The organism is Sulfitobacter sp. HI0040, from assembly GCF_001634885.1.
Taxonomy (GTDB): domain Bacteria; phylum Pseudomonadota; class Alphaproteobacteria; order Rhodobacterales; family Rhodobacteraceae; genus Sulfitobacter.
This window is the reverse complement of the sequence record NZ_LWEX01000145.1, coordinates 1-8106: the sequence shown is the minus strand read 5'-3', so window position 1 is coordinate 8106 and position 8106 is coordinate 1. Positions and strand designations below refer to the sequence as shown.

Annotated in this window: 8 protein-coding genes; 4 read left to right on the top strand and 4 right to left on the bottom strand. The window is 63.3% G+C overall.

The features are described 5' to 3' along the window. Positions 1-50: 50 nt before the first annotated feature. The 4 genes from A3728_RS10085 (at position 51) to A3728_RS10070 (ending at position 4794) form a co-directional block, all read left to right on the top strand. On the top strand, positions 51-1994 hold the full coding sequence (locus A3728_RS10085; RefSeq protein ID WP_067922920.1) for an AsmA family protein: 1944 nt from the start codon (positions 51-53) through the stop codon (positions 1992-1994). Between the two features lie 83 nt (positions 1995-2077). Next, positions 2078-3304, top strand: a complete 1227-nt coding sequence (trpB, locus tag A3728_RS10080) for a tryptophan synthase subunit beta (RefSeq protein ID WP_067922917.1) — start codon at positions 2078-2080, stop codon at positions 3302-3304. Positions 3305-3674: 370 nt separating this feature from the next. Then, on the top strand, positions 3675-3944 hold the full coding sequence (locus tag A3728_RS10075; protein WP_067922914.1) for a hypothetical protein: 270 nt from the start codon (positions 3675-3677) through the stop codon (positions 3942-3944). A gap of 196 nt (positions 3945-4140) precedes the next feature. Continuing rightward, entirely contained in the window at positions 4141-4794 is a 654-nt protein-coding gene (locus A3728_RS10070) for a helix-turn-helix transcriptional regulator (protein ID WP_067922911.1), read from the top strand. Here A3728_RS10070 and A3728_RS22305 read toward each other — a convergent pair. From A3728_RS22305 to A3728_RS10055, 4 genes are all read right to left on the bottom strand, one after another. Beyond that, complete coding sequence (locus A3728_RS22305; protein WP_201722309.1) at positions 4686-5273, bottom strand: DUF4893 domain-containing protein; 588 nt, start codon at positions 5271-5273, stop codon at positions 4686-4688. The two genes, A3728_RS10070 and A3728_RS22305, sit on opposite strands and share 109 nt — an antisense overlap. Further along, positions 5273-5665: a DUF2237 family protein gene (locus A3728_RS10065; protein ID WP_067922908.1), complete on the bottom strand. Its 393-nt coding sequence runs from the start codon at positions 5663-5665 to the stop codon at positions 5273-5275. The genes A3728_RS22305 and A3728_RS10065 overlap by 1 nt, the downstream gene beginning before the upstream one ends. Before the next feature lie 7 nt (positions 5666-5672). Then, on the bottom strand, positions 5673-6836 hold the full coding sequence (locus tag A3728_RS10060; protein ID WP_067922905.1) for a serine hydrolase domain-containing protein: 1164 nt from the start codon (positions 6834-6836) through the stop codon (positions 5673-5675). A gap of 65 nt (positions 6837-6901) precedes the next feature. Continuing rightward, complete coding sequence (locus tag A3728_RS10055) at positions 6902-7942, bottom strand: DUF2332 domain-containing protein (protein WP_067922902.1); 1041 nt, start codon at positions 7940-7942, stop codon at positions 6902-6904. Between the last annotated feature and the right edge of the window lie 164 nt (positions 7943-8106).

Genomic DNA, 8106 nt, shown 5'->3' with positions numbered 1-8106 from the left:
ATAAGCCAAGCCAAAGGGCTGGGGAAGGGCCCGAGACAGGGGAGCGGGCAATGAGACTAGTAAGATGGCTGTTCGGCGTGATCGCGCTGATCCTTGTGGTGGCGGTCGTGTCGCTGATGCTGCTGCCGAAGGAACGGATCGCGCGGATCGCGGCGGACCAGCTCAGCCGGGTGACGGGCCGGGATGTCGCGATCACGGGTGATGTTGCCATGACTTTCTGGCCCGTCCTCGGCGTCAGCGCGGGCGGGCTGGAGGTCGGCAATGCCGATTGGGCCGATAATGGCGCGATGCTCACGGCGGCCAATGCGGCGATCGGAATTGACGCTTCGGCGCTGCTGCGCGGTGAAATCCGCATCACCAATATCGCGGCACACAGTCCGACGATCCGGCTGGAACAGCGGGCCGACGGCCGCGCAAGCTGGCGGTTCACCAATGCCACCGGCGACGCCGGGATCAGTTCAACCGCGGCGCAGGGCCGCCCGCGCCGCCCGCTCAGTATCCAGAAGCTGACCGTTACCGATGCCACCTTGATCTACGTGGCCGAGGGCGCCGCCCCTCTGCGGTACGAGGATGTGGACCTTGCGCTGGACTGGCCCGACAGGCAGGGACCCGCGAAGATCGAAGCCGCCGCCCGGCCCATGGGGGAACCGGTACAGGTGGAGGCGAAGATCGACGCTTTCGACCGGTTTCTCGAAGGTGCCGTGACCCCGGCAACGCTCAGGCTCACCGCGCCCGGTGGGGGCATGACCCTGACAGGGCGCGCTTCGCTCGAAGGGGCGGTTGAAGGGGCGCTGTGGTTCAAATCGGCTGATACCAGTCGGCTGGCGGGTGCCTTGGGCGCGCCCGATGTGATCTTGCCGGAGGGGCTGGGGCGGAAGGCCGACGTCAAGGCACAACTGACGCTGACGCCGGACCGCCGGCTGTTCCTGCGCGATCTTGTGGCGGACTTGGGTGGCAACCGGCTGGAGGGCGCGGCGGACCTCATCCTCGATGGCACGCCACGGATCAACGCGGAACTGCGTACGGCAACGCTCGATCTTTCCGCGCTGATGGAGCGGCAAGGTGCCGGGGCCCGCACCCCAGCGGCCCCGGCTGCGACGGATGGATGGCCCGATACGCCGCTTGACGCCTCGGTGCTTTCTACCTTCGATGGCGAGGCGCGTCTGCGCGCCAATGCGGTAAACCTAGGGGATGTGCAGCTTGGCCCTGTCCACGCAGTCCTGCGCAACGACGCTTCCCGATTGGTGGCGGATATCCGGGAACTCGCTGTTTTCGACGGAATGGTTACCGGCGAATTCGTCGTGAACAACCGCAGCGGCCTGTCGGTGGGGGGCCAGTTGAACGCGCAGGAGATCCGGGCAAATCCGCTCCTTTCAAGCCTCGCCGGGATCAACCGCTTCAGCGGAACCGCCAATGCGGAGGTCTCCTTCCTTGGATCGGGGCAGAGCATCGACGCAATGATGAAATCCTTGCGGGGCAACGGCTCTTTCTCGGTCGGGCGCGGCACGATCGAAGGGATCGACCTCGATGCGCTTCTGGGGTCTTTCGACGTGCAGGGGGGCACCACGGTGTTCGATTCCCTCACCGGCAGCTTTGCCATGCAGGCGGGGGTTCTGCGAAACGACGACCTGACGCTGCTGCTGCCGAATTTCAACGCCACCGGGGCGGGGCAAGTCGGGCTGGGCGAACGGACCATCGACTATACGCTCACACCCAAAGCCCTGCACCTGAACGGGGACCGTGGCCTTGCCATCCCGGTGCATATCACCGGCCCATGGGCTGATCCTTCTATCAAGGCGGACGTTAAGGCGGCGATTAACCTCAACTTCGGTGAGGAAAAGGCGCGGGCGGAGCAGAAGGTGAAGCAGAAACTCGAAGAGGAACTGACCGAGGAACTGGGCCTCGCGCCGCAAGAGGGGCAGTCCGTCGAAGACGCGGTCAAGGACAAGCTGGAAGGCGAGTTGAAGCGCGGGCTTCTGAAGCTCTTTGAATGACGCGACATCGCGACCTGAAAGTGACGGTGGCAAGGCCCGCGCCGCTGCGCTAAAGGAGGCGGGTAGCGAGCAGGAGACGCGCCATGGCAAACGATCTTTTCAACAGCTTCATGACCGGCCCGGATGAAAATGGCCGTTTCGGCGATTTCGGCGGGCGCTTCGTGTCCGAAACGCTCATGCCGCTGATCCTCGAACTGGAAGAACAGTATGAGAAGGCCAAGACCGACGACAGCTTCTGGGCCGAGATGGACGATCTCTGGACCCATTACGTGGGCCGGCCCAGCCCGCTCTATTTCTGCGAACGGCTGACGGACCATCTTGGCGGCGCCAAGGTCTACATGAAGCGCGACGAGCTGAACCACACGGGCGCGCACAAGATCAACAACGTGCTAGGGCAGATCATCCTCGCCCGGCGGATGGGCAAGAAACGCATCATCGCCGAGACGGGAGCGGGCCAGCACGGCGTGGCCACGGCCACGGTCTGCGCCAAGTTCGGGTTGCAATGCGTGGTCTACATGGGCGCACATGACGTCGAGCGGCAGGCGCCCAACGTCTTCCGCATGCGCCTGCTGGGGGCCGAGGTCATTCCCGTGACCAGCGGCAGGGGCACCCTGAAGGACGCGATGAACGACGCGTTGCGCGACTGGGTCACCAATGTGCGCGATACTTTCTATTGTATCGGAACCGTCGCGGGCCCGCATCCCTATCCGGCCATGGTGCGCGATTTTCAGGCTATCATCGGCAAGGAAGTCCGCGAACAGATGACGAAGGCCGAAGGCCGTCTGCCCGATACGGTCGTCGCGGCCATCGGCGGCGGGTCCAACGCCATGGGTCTGTTCTTCCCGTTCCTTGACGACAAGGAAGTGAACATCATCGGCGTCGAAGCGGGCGGCAAGGGCGTGAACGACAAGATGGAGCATTGCGCCTCCCTGACCGGGGGGCGACCCGGCGTGCTGCACGGCAACCGCACCTACCTGCTGCAGGATGATGACGGGCAGATCCTCGAAGGGTTCTCGATCTCTGCCGGGTTGGACTATCCGGGGATCGGGCCGGAACACGCGTGGCTGCACGAAATCGGCCGGGCGAAATATGTTTCCATCACCGATGCCGAGGCCCTGGAGGCGTTCCAGCTCTGCTGTGCGCAGGAAGGGATCATCCCGGCGCTCGAACCTTCGCATGCCTTGGCGCATGTGATGAAGATCGCGCCGGACCTGCCCAAGGACCACATCATCTGCATGAACATGTGTGGGCGGGGCGACAAGGACATCTTCACCGTCGCAAAGGCCTTGGGGTTCGAGATGAACGTCTGAGCGCAGGCACAGAAATCTTCGAAGAGGGCGGTTCCGGCAGGTCGGCTCCGCCCTTTTTGCTGTCTAAACGAAAGACATAGGGCGATTTTTCGGAGCGTTTCCCGGTGCGGCGAGGAAAGACGTCATCCGAACTTTGTTAATTCTAGGATTGCATAATTCATCAATATAACAATGGTTTGGCAAGCGATATTGATAGGGTTTTCGATGCTAAACTCAGGTTTAGCGCCCTTGTTCATCGGTTTATAGGGTCCAGCCTAAACCTGTGATGCATGGCCTTCTGCCGGTTTCGTCCCTTTATCCACCTCATCCCGACGACGCAGCAAGTCATTCGGCTTTGGCGGCATCGGGTCTGAAACTAAAGGAGCAAGACATGAAACTGACAACAACACTTACCGCATCCGCCCTTGTCCTCGCCGTGGCCGGTACATCCGCCTTTGCACAAGGCCGCGAAGGTCATCAGGTTGGCTACCACGCAGACAGCGAAGTGACCTTTTCCTCGCGCAACGATCCCGATCGCAAGGTTGAGCAGCGCGTAGTCTACGGTGACGGCACCCTGCGTGCGGAAGATCAGTACACCGATACACGCACCGTCTATCAGTCCACCGCAAAGGACGAGCATGACGACCGCGTACCGCGCTGATCGAACCGACTGACAACTCGCGCTCGCCCCTCGGGGCGGGCGCCAAATAAGGGCTAATCTGGATGTGTTTCAGCCCGGCTGGCGTAAGTCGGCGTGGGTTCAATTTTTCAGCTATGTGAATCACGCAGGGGTGATATGCCTTGTACCCTCTGCCTTACCGACTAGATCGAGTGTTCCAGCAAGGAGCCGATCGGTCATGAGCAATTACAAACTTATCGCACTCTGGCTGGTGGCTGCGCTGCAGTTCAACGCGGCGCTTTATTTCGTTTCCGCCACCGTGATGGGCTTTCTGCACGTTCACAGCCCGTGGATGGATTGGGGCACGAGCGAAATTCGCAGCCTCATACAGGCCGCAGGCCTCGTTCTGGGCGTTGTACTCGGCTGGATCGCGCTTCGTGCTTCGCTTCGGCGGGCCCAGGCGGCGGAAGAGAAGCTGCGGCTGTGCTCTTCGGGGTTTGTCGACATCCTGCACGAACATTTCGATGCGTGGAAGCTGACGCCCGCGGAACGGGATGTGGCGCTTTTCCTGACAAAGGGTCTCAGCACGCGCGAAATCGCGGGGCTGCGGGGGACCTCTGAAGGGACCGTGAAGGCGCAGACCAACGCCATTTACCGCAAGGCGGACGTGGCGGGCCGCCCGCAATTGCTGGGGCTTTTCATCGAAGATCTGCTGGATGATGCGCTTTTGCCCGCCCACGGCATGAAAGAAGACACCGGGGCGGTGGCCGCCGCTGCAGCCGATCAGCGCGTGAGTTCGAGTATGTCGAAGTCGCTTTCCACCGCGGGGGCCGGAAACAACAGCCGCGCTCGGTTGGGGCTGACCCGTTCGACGACCGCGACATCGGCCTGAATGCGCCCGTCAGAGCGGAAATCCTCGGGCAGGTCGGGATAATCCGGAGGAGTTTCCCCGGCAGCGAATCCCACGCCTACATAGATCGCCCGCCCGTCCCGCATGATGATCCGCCCCTTGGTCCGTTGGGAGCCCGAGAGCTTTTCGAATTCGAAGCCGTCCGCCCGCAGGGTGATCTGGCAATCGAAGGGCGTGTAGGCGATCAGCCCCGCGGGCCCGCCCAGCTTGAGCGTGCGGCACTTCCAGTCGCCCGCGAGGCTGGGATCGAAGGCAACCGCAGGTGTCCCTGAAAGGGCGGTCGTAAGGGCCGCCACATCATCGGGTGCGCCTTCTGCCAATGCGCGCAGCAAAGCATCACCCGCCGCGGCATCATAGCCGTCCAGCCGGGCCTGATCGGCAGGCCGCAGCTCCGCTTGGGCAAGCAGGGAAGCGGGCGACAGCAACGCGAGCGTGACAGCGAGGGGCAGGGTAATCTTCATCAATTCGACGCCCCGCCATCCTGCGTGATCGCATGGGCGTTGAGCATGTCCAACGGCACGACATCGAGCGCCCGCCGATGGGTCGCGGCCAGATCGACCTTCGGCCCGCAGCCTTCGTCCGCTGCCTGAAGGAAACGCCCTGCACAGAGGCACCACCGATCCCCGGGCTGCAATCCCGCAAATCCGAACTCCGGTCGCGGCGTGCTGAGGTCGTTGCCGACATATTTGGAATAGGCGAGGAATTCGGCGGTCATCACCGCGCAGACGGTATGGCTGCCGGCGTCTTCCTCACAGGTGTTGCAATGGCCGTCGCGGAAGAAACCCGTCATCGGGTCGCGTCCGCAGAGCATCAGGGGGCCGTTCAGTACATTGACGGGATCGTCCGGTTCCATGGCATCCTCACAGGCTTTCAGCGATCTCGCGGAAGATCGCGATATTGCTTTCCGACACGCCCGGCTCACGGAAACCGCGATCCGCGGAATTCACCGCGATGACGACGTTGCGGGCGGTATCCACATATATGTACTGCCCATAGACGCCGCGCGCCATGTATTCCCCTTCTGCCGCGCCCTGCGGGATCCACCACTGATAGCCATAACCGATCCGGCCCGGGGCCGTGGGCGCGCTGGGGCGCGTCGATTCCTCGACCCAGTCCTGTGGTACGATCTGCCTGCCGTTCCAGCGCCCGCCCTGCTGATACATCTGGCCAAACCGGGCGTAGTCGCGCGTCGTCATATTCAGACCACCCAGAACGAAGGCGGTTCCCGTGCCGTCGGTCACGTAATAGGGTTCATATTCAAGCCCCATGGGCGCGATGATCTTTTCCGACAGCAAGTCCGGGATCGACCGGCCGGTGGCCCCCCGCGTGACCATACCGAGCACATGGGTGTCGATGGAGACATATTTCCATTCCGCCCCCGGTTCGGCGAACCGCGCTTTGAGGTCCGTGGTGAAATCATCGAGCGTACCGCCCAGGGCAACCACCCGACCCATGCGGTTGATGTCCGAATCGTAGTCGAGGTAATCCTCGTTGAAGGTCACACCGCTTGCCATATTGAGCACGTTGCGGATCGTGGCCCCGTCATAAGCGGTGCCTTCGAGCGCCGGGGCATATTGCGTCACCGGATCGTCGAGCGAGGCGATGGCGCCTTCGTCGAGCAATATGCCGATCAGCGCCGAAAGATAGCTTTTGGAGACCGACCATGCGATGCGGCGGTCTTCGGGCGCGGTGCTGAGGAAATAGTTCTCATATACGATCTCACCGTTTTTCATGACGACGAGGCCGGTCACAGCACGCTCGGCTACCCAGTCGTCTACCCCGGCAGGCAGGTTGGTTTCGGGACCGTAGGAGAGTTCCGCCGTGGGGCCCTGACCACGCGACACGGGCACGGTGAGGAAAGCGCTGTCCATATTGCTGAAATTCTCGACGATGCGATCCTCGGCAAAGAGCGAGTTGACTGCCATGAGGCGCCCGATCTCTTCGCGTTTCCACAAGCCTACGGCCACTGCCGCGACCAGCAGGGCCAGCAGGATCCGTCCCAGCCATTTTCCGAATGTTCGCATGTCTCACTCCCTCGCTTGGGGGCAGGAGAGCACAAGGCCCGGTGGCAGGCCAGCCGGACCTAGGGTCAGCCGCTGTAGCGCCAGTCGACCCAGCGCCCGTGGAAATCGACACGTCCCAGATCAAGGCGCAGGTCCCCGGGCCAGAGCCGCAGGGTGAGCGCCGCGCCCTTGGCGCCGGTGTCCCCGTCCGCCTCCATCGAAAGCCAGGCGAGGGGCCGATTGGGCCGGGCCCGCGCGCCCGCCGCTTCGATCAGGGCCTTTCCGCGTTTCTGGCTCGCCTTGTCGAAATATTGCCACGCCACGGTGTGCTGGATGAGGTGCAGCCGCCCTTGGGGCGCGGTCAGCAGCCGATCATTGAGCCATTCGATCGCATCCCCCTGCGCCGGGGGCGTTCCGGCCACGGACGCGGCGGCACGGGTCAGTTTCAGCCGTTCGGGCTGGTCCGGCCAGAGATATGCCATCAGCCGCATCAGGTGATCGTTCCGGCGCGGATCAAGCGGATTGAGGTCGACACCGGCGCGGGATGCGATCCGGGGTGTTCTGCCTGCGGGCGGGGGCGCGCCTTGCCAGTCGGGGGCGAGGATGATGGCCGGCATGGATTGCCCGAACCGGCGGCCCTTTATGTCAAGGGCATAGCTGTCCCAGTGCATGTTCAACCCGCTGCTCGCCCCCAATTCGCTTAGGTGGATCGGCAGGTTCGCGTGTTGTACCGCTACCTGCGCCCCCGCGATCAGGGCGGCAGCGCGGCGTACTTCGTTTGTCTGGGGCGGGCTTTCGATCCATTTCAGAATGAAAGCCTCGTGCCGGTCCAGCGCGGCGAACACCGCCTTCTGCAGCGCCGTGTCAGGGGCTGCGCGGGGCGGATAGACCTCTGCCAGCGCCTTGTCGCTGCCCGCCAGCATCAGCGCATGCAGCGCCGATGCGATACGTAGCGGCACGGAATGACCGGCAGGGCCGATATCCCCCTCGAAGGAGGCGACCTTGCGGTCGAGCGCGCTTTGCGATGGCCAGTTCTCTGCCAGTAACGTGAGGAGCCGCGCCATGAAGGGCGATCCGAGTGCCGCGCAGCTTTCGGCTTGCTCTTGGAAAGCGGCGGTCAGGCTCATCTGAACCGGTCCACGAGCTTTTGCAGGGCCGAACGGGCATCAGAAGATTCCTCGGCAGGTTCGCCTTTAGTGGCCTGGGGGGCAGAGGGCGGGGTGGGCTGCGCCTCTGCCTGAGGTGCGGCCGGGGCAGGGCGTTTATCCCCGGTACCGGACCGCGGGGGATT

Coding starts and splice junctions, on each gene's coding strand:
- A3728_RS10085 (WP_067922920.1), top strand. CDS start 51: ATGAGACTAGTAAGATGGCTGTTCGGCGTGATCGCGCTGATCCTTGTG.
- trpB (WP_067922917.1), top strand. CDS start 2,078: ATGGCAAACGATCTTTTCAACAGCTTCATGACCGGCCCGGATGAAAAT.
- A3728_RS10075 (WP_067922914.1), top strand. CDS start 3,675: ATGAAACTGACAACAACACTTACCGCATCCGCCCTTGTCCTCGCCGTG.
- A3728_RS10070 (WP_067922911.1), top strand. CDS start 4,141: ATGAGCAATTACAAACTTATCGCACTCTGGCTGGTGGCTGCGCTGCAG.
- A3728_RS22305 (WP_201722309.1), bottom strand. CDS start 5,273: ATGAAGATTACCCTGCCCCTCGCTGTCACGCTCGCGTTGCTGTCGCCC.
- A3728_RS10065 (WP_067922908.1), bottom strand. CDS start 5,665: ATGGAACCGGACGATCCCGTCAATGTACTGAACGGCCCCCTGATGCTC.
- A3728_RS10060 (WP_067922905.1), bottom strand. CDS start 6,836: ATGCGAACATTCGGAAAATGGCTGGGACGGATCCTGCTGGCCCTGCTG.
- A3728_RS10055 (WP_067922902.1), bottom strand. CDS start 7,942: ATGAGCCTGACCGCCGCTTTCCAAGAGCAAGCCGAAAGCTGCGCGGCA.